Source organism: Cupriavidus sp. Met-2 (assembly GCF_049843575.1).
GTDB classification, from domain to species: domain Bacteria; phylum Pseudomonadota; class Gammaproteobacteria; order Burkholderiales; family Burkholderiaceae; genus Cupriavidus; species Cupriavidus metallidurans.
In genome coordinates this window covers 254,034-268,932 of record NZ_JBBHZL010000001.1, presented here as the reverse complement: position 1 = coordinate 268,932, position 14,899 = coordinate 254,034, and the positions used below count along the sequence as shown (strand labels likewise).

The following is a 14,899-nucleotide window of genomic DNA, read 5'->3' as shown; positions in this document are numbered from 1 at the left end:
ACGCCGCCATGCTGAACCTTGCAGAGTACCGTCAGCGGCCCGCCTTGCTGGCCGATTGGCTGCCATGGGCGGGGCTGATCGCGCCGGGTGTCGTCTTGAACAAGGACGGCAGCTTTCAGCGCACGGCGCGCTTTCGTGGGCCGGATCTGGACAGCGCAACGCAGGGCGAACTGATCGCCACCACGGCGCGGCTGAACAACGCTCTGCGCCGGCTGGGTTCGGGCTGGGCGCTGTTCGTGGAAGCCGAGCGCCAGTCGGCGGCGGACTATCCGCATTCCGATTTCCCCGAACCGCTGTCGTGGCTGGTCGATGAGGAACGCCGCGCCGCCTTCGAGGAATCGGGCAATCACTTCGAGAGCGCCTATCACCTGACGCTGGCCTACCTGCCGCCGGAAGAATCCCGCGCCCGTGCGGCCAAGCTGCTCTACGAGCACGCGCCGGGCGATGGCGTGGACTGGCGCGGTCGGCTCGATGCCTTCGTGGCGGAAACCGATCGCGTGTTCGACCTGCTCGATGGCGTGATGCCGGAAATCGCCTGGCTCGATGACGCGCAGACGCTGACCTACCTGCACGCCACGGTTTCGACACGGCGCTACCGGCTGGCGTTGCCTGAGGTGCCTTTCCACCTCGACGCGCTGCTGGCCGATTCCGCCCTGGTCGGCGGCCTCGCGCCCATGCTGGGTGATCAGCACCTGCGCGTGGCGTCGGTGCGGGGCTTCCCGACTTCGACCTGGCCTGGCCTGCTGGACGACCTCAACCGCCTCGGCTTTGCCTATCGCTGGAGTACGCGCTTTCTCTGCCTCGACAAAGCCGAGGCGGAAAAGGAGCTGGGCCGCCTGCGCCGGCAGTGGTTTGCCAAGCGCAAGAACGTCATCGCACTGCTGCGCGAAACCATCTTCCAGCAGGAATCGCCGCTGGTGGACACGGATGCCAGCAACAAGGCAGCCGACGCGGACGCGGCCTTGCAAGAGCTGGGAAGCGATCAAGTCGCGTTCGGCTATCTCACCGCCACGGTGACGGTGCTCGATACCGACCCGGCCGTGGCCGACGAGAAGCTGCGCATGGTGGAGCGCGTGATTCAGGGCCGGGGCTTCGTCACCATCCCCGAAACGCTCAACGCAGTCGATGCGTGGCTGTCGTCCATACCGGGCAACGCCTATGCCAATGTGCGCCAGCCCATCGTCTCGACGCTGAACTTGGCGCACATGATGCCGGTGTCCGCCGTGTGGGCCGGGCCGGAGAAAAATGCCCACCTCGACGGCCCGCCGCTTATCGTCACGCGTACCGATGGCGCGACGCCGTTCCGGCTGGTGACGCACATCGGCGACGTGGGGCACACGCTGGTCGCCGGCCCGACCGGCATGGGCAAGTCTGTTCTGCTGGCGATGCTGGCCTTGCAGTTCCGCCGCTATGGCGGTTCGCGCATTTTCGCCTTCGACATGGGGCGATCCATGCGAGCGACGGTGCTGGGCCTGGGGGGCGAACACTACGATCTGGGCGCGGACGGCGGCATTGCCTTCCAGCCACTCGCGCGCATCGACAGCGAAGGCTACCGCACCTGGGCGGCCGAATGGATCGAAGGCCGCTTAGTGCATGAAGGCGTGACCGTCGGCCCCGACGAGAAAGCCGCTATCTGGTCGGCGCTGGGAAGTCTTGCCGGTGCGCCAATGGAACAGCGCACGATGACCGGGCTTTCGGTGCTGCTGCAATCGAATGCGCTGCGGCAAGCGTTGTCGCCGTATGTGCTGGGCGGCGCACACGGCAAGCTGCTGGATGCCGACCGCGACCGGCTTGGCAGCGGCGACGTGCAAGGCTTCGAGATGGAAGAACTCATGCACAGCCCCGCCGCCGTGCAAGCGGTGCTGCGCTACCTGTTCGCCCGCTTCGATGCGCGTTTCGACGGTGCGCCCACGCTGCTGATCCTCGATGAAGCGTGGTTGTTCCTCGATGAACCGTCCTTCGCGGCGCGCATCCGGCAATGGCTCAAGACGCTGCGCAAGAAAAACGTGTCGGTGATCTTCGCCACGCAGAGCCTTGCGGACATCAAGGATTCGACCATCGCGCCCGCGATCATCGAAAGCTGCGCGAGCAGGATCTTTCTCCCTAACCCGCAGGCGACCGAACCGCAGATTCGCACAATCTACGAGGGCTTCGGCCTCAACAGCCGGCAAATCGAGATCGTCGCCACCGCGCAGCCCAAGCGCGACTACTACTACCAATCGCGCCTAGGCAATCGCCTGTTCGACCTCGACCTGGGGCCAGCCGCGCTCGCCTTCGCGGGCGCATCCACACCGCAAGACCAACGCGACATAGACCGCGTGCTCACGCAGGCCGGCGCTCCCGGCTTCGCCGTCGCGTGGTTGCGCCATCGCGGCCTCGATTGGGCCGCCGACCTGCTGCCGTCCTCACCTGCGGCGGCTTCTTTTCTTTCCCAACCACGACAGGAGAACCTGCCATGAAGACCCGTGTGCTTTCCGTTTCGCTCGCCGCCGCGCTGGCCGGCTCGCTGATGCTCGCCCAGCCGGCGGCGGCACTCACCTTCGTTGATCCCGTCAACTTGGTGCAGAACACGCTGACTGCCATCCGCACGCTGGAGCAGATCAACAACCAGATCAACCAGCTCCAGAACGAAGCGCAGATGCTGATGAACCAGGCGCGCAATCTGGCGAATCTCGACTTCAACATCGTCAACCGGCTGCGCTCGACGCTCGCCACCACCGAACGCCTGATTGCCGAGGCGCAGGGACTGGCCTACGACGTGCAGAACATGGATCGGGAATTTGCCCGGCTGTACCCGGAGCAGTACGCGGCCACCGTCAGCGGCGACCAGATGCTGCGTGATGCCCGCGAGCGGTGGAAGAACACGCTTGACGGCCTGCACACCGCGATGCGGATGCAGGCGCAGGTGTCGCAGAACCTGGCGCAAGACGAAAGCGCGCTGGCCGATCTGGTCAGCCAGAGCCAGTCCGCGACCGGCGCGTTGCAGGCCGCGCAGGCGACCAACCAGCTTCTCGCCTTGCAGGCCAAGCAGTCGATCCAGGCCCAGCAGCTCCAGATCACGCAAGACCGGGCGGCCTCGCTGGAACTGGCGCGGCAGGCAGCGGCGACCGAACGCGCCCGCGAAGTGCGGCGGCGCTTCCTCGGCACCGGTACGCCGTACACGCCGCAGTCCGTCAATTTCTACAACAACTGACAGGGGGCGGCCATGCGATGCGTTCCTGTCCTACTGGCCGTGCTGCTGACCGCTTGCGGCCAGCAGCCGGCCGAAGACCTGGCCGCGACCTTGGCCGCCGATCCCGTGCGGCTCAAGGCGCTGCGCGCCCAATGCGCGGCCGACCGGCAAGCCGCAGGCGAAGACGCCTGCCGGGCCGCCGCCGAAGCCTTCCGGCGGCGCTTCTTCGCCGGCCACACCGGGCCGGGCGAATACGGCTCGCTGGCAGAACTGCCGCCGATCCCGGCGAGCTTCGACACGCCCGACGACGACGCGCAGCAAGGCGAGGCGCCGCTCGCCGCTACGGAGGACACGCCATGAACGACGTGACCATCATCGACCGCTTCCTCGATACGTTTTCGCGCTACATCGACTCCGGCTTCGGGCTACTTCAAGGCGAAGTGGCGTTCCTGACAGCCACGCTGATCGTCATCGACATGACCATCGCCGGGCTGTATTGGGCCATGAGCCATGCGACAGGCCAGGGCGAGGACGTCATCGCCAAGCTGCTGCGCAAGGTGCTCTACGTCGGCGCCTTCGCCTACATCATCGGCAACTTCAACTGGCTGGCCAGCATCGTCTTCCGGTCGTTCGCCGGTCTGGGCATCACCGCCACTGGCTCGGCCATCACGATGGAGAACTTCTTGCAGCCGGGCCGGCTGGCGAAGACCGGCATCGACGCGGCTGCGCCGATCCTCGACCAGATCGGCGACATGGCCGGCTTCCCCGAAGTGTTCGTGAACCTCGACCCCATCGTGGTGCTGTTCATCGCCTGGCTGGTGGTGATCCTCTGCTTCTTCGTGCTGGCGGTACAGCTTTTCATCACCTTGATCGAGTTCAAGCTGACCACGCTTGCCGGCTTTGTCCTGATCCCTTTTGCGCTCTGGAATAAAACCTCGTTCCTCGCGGAAAAGGTGCTCGGCAACGTGGTGTCGTCAGGCATCAAGGTGCTAGTGCTGGCCGTCATCGTCGGCATCGGTTCGGGTCTGTTCGCAGAGTTCCAGGTGCATCCCGACGAGCCTTCCATCGACCATGCGCTGGTCGTGATGCTGGCCTCGCTCGCGCTGCTGGCGCTGGGCATCTTCGGCCCTGGGATCGCCAGCGGCCTTGTGTCCGGTGCGCCGCAGCTCGGCGCCGGGGCGATTGCCGGTGCTGCCGTCGGCGCGGTCGGTACGGGCGTTGCCATCGGTGCTGCCGCGACGGGCGTGGGCGGTGCGGTCATGGCGGGCGCACGCATGGCCCCGGCCGCCGCCAAGCTGGCCGGCAGCGGCGCACGCGCTGCCACGTCGGCGGCCAGCAGCGCCAAGTCGGCATTCCAGGCCGGTTCCGCCGCTGCGGGTGGCGGGGCCAAGGGCGCGGCGGCTGGCTTCGGCAATGTCGCCAAGACCGGCGCACAGGCAGCAGGCCGCCGCGCTGCATCGGGTGTCTCCGCTGCCGGACAGAAGGTGGCCGATTCCTTCCGTTCTGGCTGGAACGGCGGCGCTGCCGGCTCCGGCCAGGCCGCCGCAGACGAAGGCGCGGACAGCACTGCCAGCGCACCGAAGCAGGAGCAGCCCGCTTGGGCCAAGCGGATGCACCGCCGCCAGCAAATCACCCATGCCGCGACCACCGCCGCCCACACGCTGCGCGGGGGCGACGGCGGCGGCTCGGGGCAAGGCCCGAGCCTGCGCCCCGATGAATGACCCGATACCTGACCACCAAGGAGAACCCTTATGCGATTCAAGCGACCGCAGGTGCGCTATGCCGACACGCCGCAGCCTGCCACCCCTTACCAGTCCGCCGCGCAGGTGTGGGACGACCGCATCGGTTCGGCCCGCGTGCAGGCGAAGAACTGGCGGCTGATGGCCTTCGGCTGCCTCACGCTCGCGCTGCTTATGGCTGGCGGCCTGTTGTGGCGCTCGGCGCAGTCCATCGTCACGCCCTATGTCATTGAGGTCGATCAGTCGGGGCAAGTGCGCGCCGTGGGCGAGGCGGCGACGCCGTACCGGCCCGCTGATGCGCAGATTGCGCACCACCTGGCGCGCTTTGTGACGCTGGTGCGCTCCCTGTCCATCGACCCCATCGTAGTGCGGCAGAACTGGCTGGATGCCTATGACTACACCACCGACAAGGGCGCGGCCGTGCTCAACGACTACGCCAGCAAGAACGATCCCTTCGCCCGCATCGGCAAGGAGTCGGTGACGGTGCAGATCACCAGCGTTGTCCGCGCCAGCGACACGTCTTTCAACGTGCGCTGGACGGAACAGCGGTTCATCAACGGCGCACCCGCTGGCACCGAGCGGTGGAACGCCGTGCTTTCCACCGTCCTGCAAACCCCGCGCACCGAACAGCGCCTGCGCAAGAACCCGCTAGGTATCTATGTCAATGGCCTGTCGTGGAGCCGCGAACTGGATTCTTCCGAAGGAGCCAAACCATGAGCCAGTCTTTCCGCTTTTACGCTTTCGTGCTGACAGTGGCGGCCCTGTCGGGCTGCGCCTCGCAGGGTAAGCCGCCACCGTCCATCTCGCTCGATGAGCCAGTGCAGGCGCAGGAGCTGCCAGAGCCGCTCGCGCCGGTGGAAGTGGTCGCCGTGCCCGAGCCTCTGGCACTCCCGGCACAGTTGAAGCCGTTGCCTGAAGTGGACACGTCCCCGGCCGCGCCGGAGCCGACCGACGAGAAGGTGCGCGTGTCCCGTGCCAATGCGGAGGCGCGCATCGCGCCGACCCGCGAGGGCTACGTCAACGCGATTCAGGTGTGGCCTTTCACCGATGGCGCGCTGTATCAGGTCTATGCCGCGCCGGGGCGCGTGACCGTGGTTTCGCTCCAGCCGGGCGAAGAACTGGTGACGGTCGCCGCAGGCGACACGGTGCGCTGGATCGTCGGCGACACGTCCAGCGGTAGCGGCGCCGACCTTCGCGTGAACGTGCTGATCAAGCCGATCCGCTCGGCCCTGAAAACCAATCTGGTCATCACCACCAGCCGCCGGACGTACCTGCTGGAACTGACCTCGACCGAGAAGACGTGGATGGCTTCGGTTTCCTGGGAGTACCCGAAAGACCGGATGCTGGCCTTGCAGCGCCAGTCGCAGGCGGCCAGCGCCGCCGCTCCAGTCGATACCGGCTTGTCGCTGGAAAAGATCCGCTTCCGCTACGCGGTCAGCGGCAGCAATCCGCCGTGGAAGCCGCTGCGCGCCTTCGACGACGGCGAAAAGGTCTATATCCAGTTCCCGCCCGGCATCGCCCAAGGCGAACTGCCGCCGCTGTTCGTCATCGGCGCGAAGGGTGACGGGCAACTGGTGAACTACCGATTCCGCCCGCCGTACTACATCGTGGATCGGCTGTTCGGCGCGGCAGAACTGCGCTTGGGCGGTGATGGCGGCGACGTGGTACGCATCGAGCGCACCGATGGCGTAGCCTCAAGGAGTGGGAGGAACTGACCATGAGCCAGGACAACACTTCCGACCTCACCACGCCGCAGGCGGGCAAGGTAGCACCCGAGGCGGTGGCGCTGCGCGCCCAGCCGCGCCCGGTCACGCGCCTGAACCGGCGCACGCTGGCCATCCTCGCAGGCACCCTGTCGGTCGCTGTGCTCAGCGCGCTGATGTGGTCGCTGCAACCGCAAAGGCGAGGCGCAAACGAGCAGACCGAGCTTTACAACGTCGATCGCGTGTCGAAGTCGGAAGGGCTGGACGCGCTACCAGCCGACTACTCGAAGTTGCCGCCCAAGGTGCCGGAGCTTGGGCCACCGCTGCCTGGCGATCTTGGCCCGGCCATCGTGAAGTCGCAGCAGCCGGTGACGGCCGCCTACGCGGCCCCCGGCCACGACCCAAACGACGCGCTACGCAAGGAAGCCGAATCGGCGGCGGCATCATCGGTGTTCTTCCGCTCAGGTTCGCAGAAGGCCGCGCCGGTAGCGCAGACGCAAGTGGCCGCTGCGCCGGGCTTCGCCGCTAATGCGGCGTTCGACCCACTCGCGGCTGGCCCAGCCTCGACGGCGGCCCAGCCTGCCGATCCGACCGCCGTACAGAACCGGCAAGACCAGAAAGAGGCTTTCCAGAAAGCCGGAACCACGGAAACCCGTAATTCTGGCAATCTGACCCTGCCGGCTTCGCCGTATCAGGTCATGGCCGGAACGGTGGTCGCCGGGGCGCTGCTGACGGGCATCAAGTCGGACTTGCCGGGCGACGTGATCGCCACGGTGACGGAGCCGGTCTATGACACGGCCACCGGCAAGTTCCTGCTGATCCCGCAGGGTTCTCGCATCCTGGGCAAATACAACAGCCAAATCAGCTACGGGCAGAGCCGCGTGCAGGTGGTATGGAACCGGATCATCCTGCCCGACACGTCTTCGCTCACGCTCGACAACCTGGCGGGCACCGACCCGGCCGGTTATGCCGGGCTGGAAGATGATGTGGATTGGCATTGGGGTCGCATTTTCGCCGGCGCGGCGCTGACCACGCTGTTGGGTGTCGGTGCCGAACTGGCCGCGCCGGAGAACCGGCAGGACGGTGATCGCATCATCATCGCCGGCCGCGACAGCGCCCAGGACAGCATCAATCAGGTCGGCCAAGAGATGACCCGGCGCAACCTCAACATCCAGCCCACCTTGACGGAGCGCCCCGGCTTGCCGGTACGCATCATCGTCAACCGCGATCTTGTGTTGCGGCCGTACCAGCCGCTTTTCTTCAACAGGGGGACTTCACGATGACGACGCGCAAGCTGCGGCTCGGGCCGCTGCCGAAAACGGAATCCACGAAGCTGACCTTTGCCTGCCCGGCCAGCCTGAAAGCCGACCTTGACCGATACGCGGCGCTGCACGCGCAAACCTACGGCGAGGCGGTCGATGCCACGGTGCTGATTCCGCACATGCTGGAAGCCTTCATGGCCGGGGATCGGGGATTCAGGAAGGGAGGCGCGAGCAAGGCCTCGCCGCCGAAGCCAAGCTGATGATGCGAGTTTCCGCTGGTGGTCATCCCTCTAACGCGCAGCCAAAGGCTGCGCGTTCTTCGTTCTGGAGGACGGCGACCTATTGGGCTATGATGACCAAATGCGGCCACCGTCTGCTGGCAATCGTCCCCGATACAGCACGCTCCGGCTTTCTACCGCAAAGCTCTTATGTGGCTCCCAGCCCACAACGCCGCAGTCTCGCAAGGCGGCCCGAAGTAGAGCTAAACCCGCGCCCCATTTAGACTTCCGGCCATCAAGCCATTTTCACAAATGACTTGACGCCGCCAATTTTTTATTGCACCGACGCTCGCGGCAGGACGCCAGGGCGTGACCCGGAGAATCGGATCAGGGGGATCAGGAGTATCAGGGGACGCGTCGATCGACTTCGTCCAGCGCCAGCGCCTCGAGGTGGCTGACGTCGGCCCACTGCAGCAGCGTGAGGTGGGCGGTGTCGCACCGCAGGCGGTTGACGCTGGCATTGAGCAGTTCGTGCTCGCGCGGCGCTTCGAGGGTCATGCCGGCAGCCTCGCGGTAGAGGCAGTCGAGGACGCCTCCGTGTGCCACCAGCGCGATCCGCTCGCCAGGATGGCGCCGCGACAGATACAGCGCCACCTCGACCGCCCGATCGTGAAACTCGCGCAGCGATTCGCCCTCGGGCGGCGCGTAGTCGGGCACGCGCGCCTGCCAGCGCGCGAAATCCTCAGGGCGCTTCTCCGCCACTTCAGCGTAGGTCATCCCCTCCAGATCGCCATAGCAACGCTCCCGCAGTCGACGCTCGGGCCGCACTTGCAAACCCAGCGTCTCGGCCAACGGCGCCGCCGTCTGCATGGCACGGCCCAGGTCACTCGAATAGACCGCGTCGATCGGCTCGCCGGCCAGCGCCTCGGCCAGCGCGCGCGCCTGGGCGCGGCCCGTGTCATTCAGTGGGATGTCGAGCTGGCCCTGCAGCCGCCGTTCGCGGTTCCAGGCCGTCTCGCCATGGCGAATCACGATCAGGTGGGTGTAGGCCAGCGATTGCGGGCCGGTGCTTTGCGACATTGCCGATTCCTCGGGGGGCGACGGTTCGGGCCGGATCTGACGCCCGGCGGGGCGAACGAGGTTACTTCACGAGCCTCGGGTTAAGGGTGTATGTGCCGGTCAGGCTGGCCTCGGCCAGAACATGGCCCTGGATCGCGCGGCGCACGTCGGCACCGGTGAACTTGCCTTCGACCGGAACGCGGTCGATATCGAGCGCGTACACGGTGAACACGTAGTGGTGAATGATCGAATCGTTCCACGGAGGGCACGGGCCGTCATAGCCGAAGTAGTCGCCCTTCATGTCCGCGTCACCGGCGAACCAGCCCGTGTAGTCGTTCAGGCCGTGGCGCAGGCCGCCAGCCGTGGCGGTACCCACCAGCGCCTCGGGGCCCGGCTTGCCTCGCGCGATCACGCCGTCGCTGTGCGAGCCGGCTGAGATCGTGTGCAGACCGGGCGGAACGTCGATCAGCACCCAGTGGAAAAAGTCCACGCGCGGCAGCGATTCCGGAACCTCGCGGCCCTCCTGATTGACGTCGTCGCCCTTGCTCGGCACATCGCGGTCGTGGCAGATCAGCACGAACGAACGGGTGGCGGCGGGCACGTCATCCCAATGCAGATCCGGGTTGCGGTTGCTCGACAGCGCGACATGACTGGCCGAGTCGGGCACGCAAAACGCAAACTCGCCGGGAATCGGCGCATTGTCGGCAAAGGCCTTGCTCCAGAGTTTCATGGGGATCTCCTTGGGTGTCGATCTCGGGCGACGTCAGGCATTCGCTGCCGGTGGCACGCGCAGCCAGAACGTCACGGGACCATCGTTGGTCAGGCTGACCTGCATCATCGCGCCGAACTCGCCGGTCTGCACCGACGGATGCGCGGCGCGGGCGCGGGTCACGAAATGATCGTAAAGGCGGCGGCCGTCCTCGGGCGCGGCAGCCGGGGTGAAGCTCGGCCGGGTGCCGCTGTTGGTATCGGCAGCCAGCGTGAACTGGGACACCACGAGCAGCCCGCCTGCGTTGCCCTGGCCGTCCATGTTCTGCACCGGCAGGTTCATCCGCCCTTCCGCGTCGGAAAACACACGGTACGACAGCAGCTTGGCCAGCAATCGCTCGGCCTGCGCCTCGGTGTCGCCGCGCTCGGCACAGACCAGCGCCAGCAGGCCCGCACCGATCTCGCCGGTGGTGCGGCCATCCACGGTCACGCGCGCCTGCGAAACGCGCTGGATCAGGGCGATCATCGCGGACCCGGGCTCAGGAAAGCGTCACGCGCGCGAAGCGGCGCTTGCCCACCTGCACCACGTACGTGCCGGCGACCACCTTGGTCGACTTGTCGCTGACCACGGCGCCATCGATCTTCACGCCACCCTGCTCGATATTGCGGTTGGCCTCGGACGTCGACGGCACGAGATTGGCCTGCTTGAGCAATTGGGCAATGCCCAGCGGCGCGCCTTCGAGGCTCACGGCCGGGATGTCGTCGGGCACGCCGCCACGAGCGCGGTGATTGAAGTCCTCGAGCGCCTTCTCGGCATCGGCCTGGCTGTGGAAACGCGTGACGATCTCCTGGGCCAGAGCCACCTTGCAGTCGCGCGGGTTGCGGCCCAGTGCCACTTCACTCTTCATCAGGTCGATCTCGCTCATCGGGCGGAACGACAGCAGCGTGTAGTACTGCCACATCAGTTCGTCCGAGATGCTCATCAGCTTGCCGAACATGTCGTTCGGGGCCTCGGTCACGCCGATGTAGTTGTTCTTGGACTTTGACATCTTCTCAACGCCGTCCAGACCCACCAGCAGCGGCATCGTCAGGATGCACTGCGATTCCTGGCCGTACTCCTTCTGCAGCTCGCGGCCCACCAGCAGATTGAACTTCTGGTCGGTGCCGCCCAGCTCCAGATCCGACTTCAGCGCCACGGAATCGTAGCCCTGCATGAGCGGATAAAGGAACTCATGGACCGAAATCGGAATCCCAGACCGAAACCGTTTGGTGAAGTCATCGCGCTCCATCATCCGGGCCACGGTGTACTTGGCCGCGAGCTGGATCATGCCGCGGGCGCCCAATGGGTCACACCACTCGCTGTTGTAGCGGATTTCGGTACGTGCCGGATCGAGCACCAGGCTGGCCTGGCGGTAGTAGGTCTGGGCGTTGGCCTCGATCTGCTCCCGGGTCAGCGGCGGACGAGTGGAGTTGCGGCCGGAGGGATCGCCGATCGTCGACGTGAAATCGCCGATCAGGAAGATCACCTGGTGGCCCAGATCCTGGAGCTGGCGCAGCTTGTTCAGGACCACGGTGTGGCCCAGATGGATGTCGGGCGCGGTCGGGTCCAGGCCAAGCTTGATCCGCAGCGGCACGCCAGTGGCCTCGCTGCGGGCCAGCTTCTGCAACCATTCGGATTCAACCAGGAGCTCGTCGCAGCCGCGCTTGGTGATCTCCAGTGCGCGCATCACCGACGGCGTAAGTGGATAGTTGGCCGCGGCGGCCGGGGACACTTCACTCATGACGTAAGTCTTTGAAATCTATAAAGAATTTGCGACGGACAATCAGATTCGTTCTGGTATAATCCGCGCTTTGCGCCAGACGGGATAAACCGTCGGCCAACCGTCATTCTAGGCGGCATACAAACAACGCCCGCACCGCACCTCGGGGGAGGAAGGCAGACGACACATATCGTCGCGGCAGCGGCCCTAGGTAATACGGAAAGCTTGAATTCTACGTGATGTGGTCTAGTCTCCGCGAAGTTTTCGCGCGCGAGCTGGTGGTACTCGTCGACCCTACCAATCCCCAGCACGCGCGTCGCCGCAAACAATTGACCGTCGCCGTTGGCACGGTTTTCACCCTTGGCATGGCTGCAGCCATGGGCGTTGCCCCGCGCAACGCCTTCGATGATCCGCTGGCCCCGCGCGTCGAGCAGGCCCTGCGGATGCCGGATGTGCGCCAGCAACTCGAACTGCTCACCGAAACGGACGAGCAGAGTGTCTACGTGCGTCAGGAACGAATGCAGCGCGGCGACACCATCGCCACGCTGCTGCGCCGGCTCGGCGTCGACGATCCTGATGCGCAATCGTTCATCCTCAAGAACCCGACCGCTCGTGGCCTGTTCGGCCTGAATCCCGGCCAGACGGTGCAGGCCGAGATCGACGACAGCAATCTGCTGGTCGCGCTACAGGCCAACCTGGGCGGCGACGCCGCGAGCTCTCGCGAACTCGTGGTCGAGCGCGTGGCCCCGCAGAAAGACGGCGGCGACTACACGTACAGGGCGCGTATCGCGTCGGTGGACAACGACGTGCACTACGAGATGGCCTCTGGCGCCATCGAGAACAACGGCTTCTTCAAGTCGATGGACGCGGCGAACGTACCGGACGAGATCGTCAGCCAGATGATCTCGATCTTCTCGGGGGTCATCGACTTCCACCATGACATTACCCGTGGCGACCGTTTCCGCATCGTCTACGAAGCCGGCTTCCGCGACGGCGCCTTCGTGCGCAACGGCCGCGTGGTGGCGATCGAACTGATCAACCGGAACACGCTGTACCAGGCGCTCTGGTATTCGCCCACGGACGGCGAGCCCGGGGCCTACTACACGTTCGACGGCCGCAGCATGAAGCGCCCGTTCCTGCGTTCGCCGGTGGAGTTCTCGCGCGTCTCGTCGGGCTTCGGCGGCCGCGACCATCCGTTGCATCACAAGTGGGCGCAGCACAAGGGCGTCGACTTCGCCGCCCCCACGGGCACCAAGGTGTTCGCCTCGGGCGAAGGCACGGTAGAGTTCGTGGGCCAGCAAAACGGCTACGGCAACTTGATCATCCTGCGACATGCCGGTGGCTATTCGACTTACTACGCCCACCTGTCCGGTTTTGCCGGCCTGCGTGACGGCCAGCACGTCGGCCAGGGCGAGGTAATCGGCTACGTCGGGTCCACCGGCTGGGCTACCGGGCCGCACCTGCATTACGAATTCCGCTACAACGACGTGCCTCAGAATCCGCTGACGACGACACTGATGGAAGCGCCCACGCTGACCGGCAAGTCGCGCTCGGAGTTCCTGAACTACACGAGCGCCATGCTGAGCCGGATCAACATGCTGCGCACCTACAACGTCCTGACGGCCAGTAACTGACCATGCCCGCCTCCCCGCAGTCCAGCGAGATGTTTATCGGCCTGATGTCCGGCACCTCCATGGACGGCGCGGACGGCGTGCTCGTCGACTTCTCCGGTGCACAGCCGGCGGTGCTGGCGGCCGCCCATACACCGTTCCCCGCGCCGCTGCGCGAGGCGTTTGGCGCCCTGCAGCAGCCCGGCGACGACGAGATCCATCGCGAAGCACTGGCATCGAACGGCCTGGCGCGCGTCTACGCCGATTGCGTGGCAACGTTGCTCCGGACGGCCAGTGTGACGGCCGACCGCGTGGCGGCCATCGGCGCGCACGGCCAGACGATCCGTCACCGGCCGGGCCAGTACGATGGCACTGGATATACCCGGCAGAGCCAGCACCCGGCGCTGCTGGCCGAACTGACGGGCATAGACGTGGTGGCTGACTTCCGCAGCCGCGATGTCGCCGCCGGCGGGCAAGGCGCGCCGCTGGTGCCCGCAGTACACGCCGCGCTGTTCGGCGCTGCCGACGAAACGCGTGTGGTCTGCAACATCGGCGGAATTTCGAACATCAGCATCCTGCCTGCGGCTGGCACCGGGCGCCCGGTGACGGGGTTCGACTGCGGCCCGGGCAATGCGCTGCTCGACGACTGGATTCATCGCCACCGTGGCACGCCATACGATGATGGTGGCGCGTGGGCGGCCAGTGGCAAAGTCGACGAAAGCCTGTTGGACCAGATGCTCGCCGAGCCCTACTTTCGCGCGTTGCCGCCCAAGAGCACCGGGCGCGACCTGTTTCATCCGGGCTGGCTGCAATCGCTGCTTGACACATATGGCAATGCCCAGCCGCAGCCGGTAGACATCCAGGCCACACTGGCCACGCTGACAGCCACGGCGATCGCCCAGGACGTGCAACGGTATGCGCCCGAGGCGCGACGGTTGATCGTATGTGGCGGCGGTGCGCACAACGACTTCGTCATGACGACGATGGCAAATCAGTTACCGGGTGTGTTGGTGCAGACGACGGGCGATTTCGGCGTGCCAGTGTCGCAAGTGGAAGCCATTGCGTTCGCATGGCTGGCACGGCAGTGCACGCGCCGCGCACCTGGCAACGTGGCCACCGTCACCGGTGCGGCGGGGCCGCGCGTGCTTGGCGCCATCTATCCGAGATAGGCTGCACGCTGATCCGGTCGGATTTTCGACGGCCCGAAAACAAAAAAAGCGCACCGACTGGTGCGCTTTTTCTTTGGGGGACGAACCCGGCTCAGACCGAGAACGACGAACCGCAACCGCAGGTGGTCGATGCGTTCGGGTTCTTGATCACGAACTGCGCACCGTTGATGTCTTCCTTGTAGTCGATCTCGGCGCCCACCAGATACTGGTAGCTCATCGAGTCAATCAACAGCGTGACGCCGTTCTTGACCATCGTGGTGTCGTCTTCGTTCACATCTTCATCGAAGGTGAAGCCGTACTGGAAGCCCGAGCAGCCGCCACCCTGCACAAACACGCGCAGCTTCAGTTCGGCATTGCCCTCTTCCTCGATCAACTGCTTGACCTTGTCGGCTGCGCTGTCGGTAAAGACGAACGGTGCCGGCACGTCCTCGGTTGCGGGTGCCTCTGCGACTGCGTTCATGGGAATCTCCTGGTTAGATACGCCCGTATTCTAAGCGTT

The 14,899-nt window shown here is 65.7% G+C and carries 15 protein-coding genes; 10 read left to right on the top strand and 5 right to left on the bottom strand.

Annotation, left to right across the window (positions count from 1 at the left end; genetic code table 11):
• Positions 1–8: 8 nt before the first annotated feature.
• From trbE to WD006_RS01255, 8 genes are read left to right on the top strand one after another with little or no spacing between them, the layout of a single operon-like run.
• Positions 9–2,459 carry a conjugal transfer protein TrbE gene (trbE, locus tag WD006_RS01290; RefSeq protein WP_060544819.1) on the top strand — a complete coding sequence of 817 codons (2,451 nt, stop codon included), beginning with the start codon at positions 9–11 and terminating at the stop codon, positions 2,457–2,459.
• Complete coding sequence (gene trbJ / locus WD006_RS01285; protein WP_060544820.1) at positions 2,456–3,193, top strand: P-type conjugative transfer protein TrbJ; 738 nt, start codon at positions 2,456–2,458, stop codon at positions 3,191–3,193. Before trbE ends, trbJ begins: the two co-directional genes overlap by 4 nt.
• A 12-nt stretch (positions 3,194–3,205) precedes the next feature.
• The gene (locus WD006_RS01280) at positions 3,206–3,532 is read left to right on the top strand and encodes a hypothetical protein (protein ID WP_060544821.1); all 327 of its coding nucleotides are present in this window, start codon (positions 3,206–3,208) and stop codon (positions 3,530–3,532) included.
• A complete protein-coding gene (gene trbL / locus WD006_RS01275) occupies positions 3,529–4,893 on the top strand; it encodes a P-type conjugative transfer protein TrbL (protein WP_060544822.1) in 1,365 nt (454 codons plus the stop codon). Before WD006_RS01280 ends, trbL begins: the two co-directional genes overlap by 4 nt.
• Positions 4,894–4,923: 30 nt before the next feature.
• Complete coding sequence (trbF, locus tag WD006_RS01270) at positions 4,924–5,628, top strand: conjugal transfer protein TrbF (protein ID WP_048256810.1); 705 nt, start codon at positions 4,924–4,926, stop codon at positions 5,626–5,628.
• Entirely contained in the window at positions 5,625–6,626 is a 1,002-nt protein-coding gene (gene trbG / locus WD006_RS01265; protein WP_060544823.1) for a P-type conjugative transfer protein TrbG, read from the top strand. Before trbF ends, trbG begins: the two co-directional genes overlap by 4 nt.
• Before the next feature lie 2 nt (positions 6,627–6,628).
• Positions 6,629–7,897: a TrbI/VirB10 family protein gene (locus WD006_RS01260; protein WP_060544824.1), complete on the top strand. Its 1,269-nt coding sequence runs from the start codon at positions 6,629–6,631 to the stop codon at positions 7,895–7,897.
• On the top strand, positions 7,894–8,136 hold the full coding sequence (locus tag WD006_RS01255) for a DUF2274 domain-containing protein (protein WP_048256813.1): 243 nt from the start codon (positions 7,894–7,896) through the stop codon (positions 8,134–8,136). The genes WD006_RS01260 and WD006_RS01255 overlap by 4 nt, the downstream gene beginning before the upstream one ends.
• A 363-nt stretch (positions 8,137–8,499) precedes the next feature.
• Here the strand turns inward: WD006_RS01255 and WD006_RS01250 are convergent, their stop codons facing one another.
• From WD006_RS01250 to tyrS, 4 genes are all read right to left on the bottom strand, one after another.
• Positions 8,500–9,174, bottom strand: coding sequence for a histidine phosphatase family protein (locus WD006_RS01250; protein ID WP_011515295.1), 675 nt, complete (start codon positions 9,172–9,174; stop codon positions 8,500–8,502).
• A 61-nt stretch (positions 9,175–9,235) separates the two neighbouring features.
• A complete protein-coding gene (locus WD006_RS01245; protein WP_011515294.1) occupies positions 9,236–9,883 on the bottom strand; it encodes a YbhB/YbcL family Raf kinase inhibitor-like protein in 648 nt (215 codons plus the stop codon).
• 33 nt (positions 9,884–9,916) lie between these two features.
• Positions 9,917–10,387: a D-aminoacyl-tRNA deacylase gene (gene dtd / locus WD006_RS01240; RefSeq protein WP_011515293.1), complete on the bottom strand. Its 471-nt coding sequence runs from the start codon at positions 10,385–10,387 to the stop codon at positions 9,917–9,919.
• A gap of 13 nt (positions 10,388–10,400) precedes the next feature.
• The gene (tyrS, locus tag WD006_RS01235; RefSeq protein ID WP_011515292.1) at positions 10,401–11,642 is read right to left on the bottom strand and encodes a tyrosine--tRNA ligase; all 1,242 of its coding nucleotides are present in this window, start codon (positions 11,640–11,642) and stop codon (positions 10,401–10,403) included.
• 218 nt (positions 11,643–11,860) lie between these two features.
• On the opposite strand from tyrS, the gene WD006_RS01230 reads away from it, so the two are divergent.
• Both WD006_RS01230 and WD006_RS01225 read left to right on the top strand, forming a co-directional pair.
• Positions 11,861–13,255, top strand: coding sequence for a M23 family metallopeptidase (locus tag WD006_RS01230; RefSeq protein ID WP_011515291.1), 1,395 nt, complete (start codon positions 11,861–11,863; stop codon positions 13,253–13,255).
• 2 nt (positions 13,256–13,257) lie between these two features.
• Positions 13,258–14,400, top strand: a complete 1,143-nt coding sequence (locus WD006_RS01225) for an anhydro-N-acetylmuramic acid kinase (protein WP_011515290.1) — start codon at positions 13,258–13,260, stop codon at positions 14,398–14,400.
• Between the two features lie 91 nt (positions 14,401–14,491).
• On the opposite strand, the gene erpA is transcribed toward WD006_RS01225, so the two are convergent.
• Complete coding sequence (gene erpA / locus WD006_RS01220; protein WP_008646009.1) at positions 14,492–14,860, bottom strand: iron-sulfur cluster insertion protein ErpA; 369 nt, start codon at positions 14,858–14,860, stop codon at positions 14,492–14,494.
• Positions 14,861–14,899: the final 39 nt, after the last annotated feature.

What these genes read in the sequence shown, in the direction of transcription:
- trbE (WP_060544819.1), top strand. Translation starts at nt 9, where the DNA reads ATGCTGAACCTTGCAGAGTACCGTCAGCGGCCCGCCTTGCTGGCCGAT.
- trbJ (WP_060544820.1), top strand. Translation starts at nt 2,456, where the DNA reads ATGAAGACCCGTGTGCTTTCCGTTTCGCTCGCCGCCGCGCTGGCCGGC.
- WD006_RS01280 (WP_060544821.1), top strand. Translation starts at nt 3,206, where the DNA reads ATGCGATGCGTTCCTGTCCTACTGGCCGTGCTGCTGACCGCTTGCGGC.
- trbL (WP_060544822.1), top strand. Translation starts at nt 3,529, where the DNA reads ATGAACGACGTGACCATCATCGACCGCTTCCTCGATACGTTTTCGCGC.
- trbF (WP_048256810.1), top strand. Translation starts at nt 4,924, where the DNA reads ATGCGATTCAAGCGACCGCAGGTGCGCTATGCCGACACGCCGCAGCCT.
- trbG (WP_060544823.1), top strand. Translation starts at nt 5,625, where the DNA reads ATGAGCCAGTCTTTCCGCTTTTACGCTTTCGTGCTGACAGTGGCGGCC.
- WD006_RS01260 (WP_060544824.1), top strand. Translation starts at nt 6,629, where the DNA reads ATGAGCCAGGACAACACTTCCGACCTCACCACGCCGCAGGCGGGCAAG.
- WD006_RS01255 (WP_048256813.1), top strand. Translation starts at nt 7,894, where the DNA reads ATGACGACGCGCAAGCTGCGGCTCGGGCCGCTGCCGAAAACGGAATCC.
- WD006_RS01250 (WP_011515295.1), bottom strand. Translation starts at nt 9,174, where the DNA reads ATGTCGCAAAGCACCGGCCCGCAATCGCTGGCCTACACCCACCTGATC.
- WD006_RS01245 (WP_011515294.1), bottom strand. Translation starts at nt 9,883, where the DNA reads ATGAAACTCTGGAGCAAGGCCTTTGCCGACAATGCGCCGATTCCCGGC.
- dtd (WP_011515293.1), bottom strand. Translation starts at nt 10,387, where the DNA reads ATGATCGCCCTGATCCAGCGCGTTTCGCAGGCGCGCGTGACCGTGGAT.
- tyrS (WP_011515292.1), bottom strand. Translation starts at nt 11,642, where the DNA reads ATGAGTGAAGTGTCCCCGGCCGCCGCGGCCAACTATCCACTTACGCCG.
- WD006_RS01230 (WP_011515291.1), top strand. Translation starts at nt 11,861, where the DNA reads ATGTGGTCTAGTCTCCGCGAAGTTTTCGCGCGCGAGCTGGTGGTACTC.
- WD006_RS01225 (WP_011515290.1), top strand. Translation starts at nt 13,258, where the DNA reads ATGCCCGCCTCCCCGCAGTCCAGCGAGATGTTTATCGGCCTGATGTCC.
- erpA (WP_008646009.1), bottom strand. Translation starts at nt 14,860, where the DNA reads ATGAACGCAGTCGCAGAGGCACCCGCAACCGAGGACGTGCCGGCACCG.